This is a genomic window from Burkholderia sp. LMG 13014, assembly GCF_905232215.1.
In the GTDB taxonomy this organism is placed as follows: Bacteria; Pseudomonadota; Gammaproteobacteria; order Burkholderiales; family Burkholderiaceae; genus Burkholderia.
Genome location: NZ_CAJNKE010001056.1, coordinates 1 through 1,062, shown reverse-complemented (window position 1 = coordinate 1,062; position 1,062 = coordinate 1). Strand labels below are relative to the sequence as shown.

1 protein-coding gene and 1 pseudogene are annotated in these 1,062 nt (G+C 68.3%); both read right to left on the bottom strand.

Features of this window, described 5'->3' with window-relative positions; translation table 11 throughout:
- Positions 1 to 165: 165 nt before the first annotated feature.
- The gene (gene nth, locus JYJ84_RS37345; protein WP_175222856.1) at positions 166 to 810 is read right to left on the bottom strand and encodes an endonuclease III; all 645 of its coding nucleotides are present in this window, start codon (positions 808 to 810) and stop codon (positions 166 to 168) included.
- Positions 807 to 1,062, bottom strand: a pseudogene (locus JYJ84_RS37340) (electron transport complex subunit RsxB); the annotation flags it as partial. The pseudogene JYJ84_RS37340 and the gene nth, both read right to left, overlap by 4 nt.

Below are 1,062 nucleotides of genomic sequence, written 5' to 3'. Positions count from 1 at the left end.
ACATCCAACGCGTAGTCGGGAAGGGGGAAGGCGAGGCGGCGGCGCGGGTGACTACGCGCGGTCGCGGCTGCGGCTTGCAGGCGGAACCACCACCGACGGGGCGTGCATCGAGCGTCCGGCCACATGGCGCCGGGCGGGCTGCGGCACGTCAGACGCGGCTGCGCGTCACTCGTTCGGCGGCGGCGTCTTCGGCCTGAATTCGCACAGAGGCTCGATCACACAGTGCCAGCATTCGGGCTTGCGGGCCTTGCACACGTAGCGCCCGTGCAGGATCAGCCAGTGGTGCGCGTCCTGCAGGAATTCCTTCGGCGTGAACTTCTCGAGCGCGGCCTCGACGGCCCGCACGTCCTTGCCCGGCGCGAGCCCCGTGCGGTTCGCGACGCGGAAGATATGCGTGTCGACCGCGATCGTCGGCTGGCCGAACGCGGTGTTCAGCACGACGTTCGCGGTCTTGCGGCCGACGCCCGGCAGCCCTTCGAGCGCTTCGCGATCGGCCGGCACCTCGCCGTCGTAGCGGTCGAGCAGGATTTGGCACGTCGCGACCACGTTCTTCGCCTTGGTCCGGTAGAGGCCGATCGTCTTGATGTACTCGGTGACGCCTTCTTCACCGAGTGCGACGATTTGTCGCGGGGTGTTCGCGACCGGAAACATCTTCCGCATCGCCTTGTTGACCGATACGTCGGTCGCCTGCGCGGACAGCATCACCGCGATCAGCAACTCGAACGGCGTCGAGTATTCGAGCTCGGTGGTCGGATGCGGATTGAGGCTCTGCAGCGTTTCGTAGATCGCGCGTCGTTTGGTGGCGTTCATGGAGCGTTCTGGTCGGGTGCGGACGGGCCGCCGGGGCCGTCGTTGCCTGCATCGTTCTCGTCGTCGCCGCTCGCGGCCGCCGCTTCGGCGTCGCGTTGGGCCTGCTGTTCGGCGAGCCGTTGGCGGCGCGCCTCGGCCGCGTCGATCTGCGCCTGGACGGCTGCGCTCACGCCTTCGGTATTCTTCGGCCCGGCGCCTTGCCCGGACAGTTCTTCCTTCTTCTTGCGCGCCCGTTCGAGCGCGGCGGCGATG

What these genes read in the sequence shown, in the direction of transcription:
- nth (WP_175222856.1), bottom strand. Translation starts at nt 810, where the DNA reads ATGAACGCCACCAAACGACGCGCGATCTACGAAACGCTGCAGAGCCTC.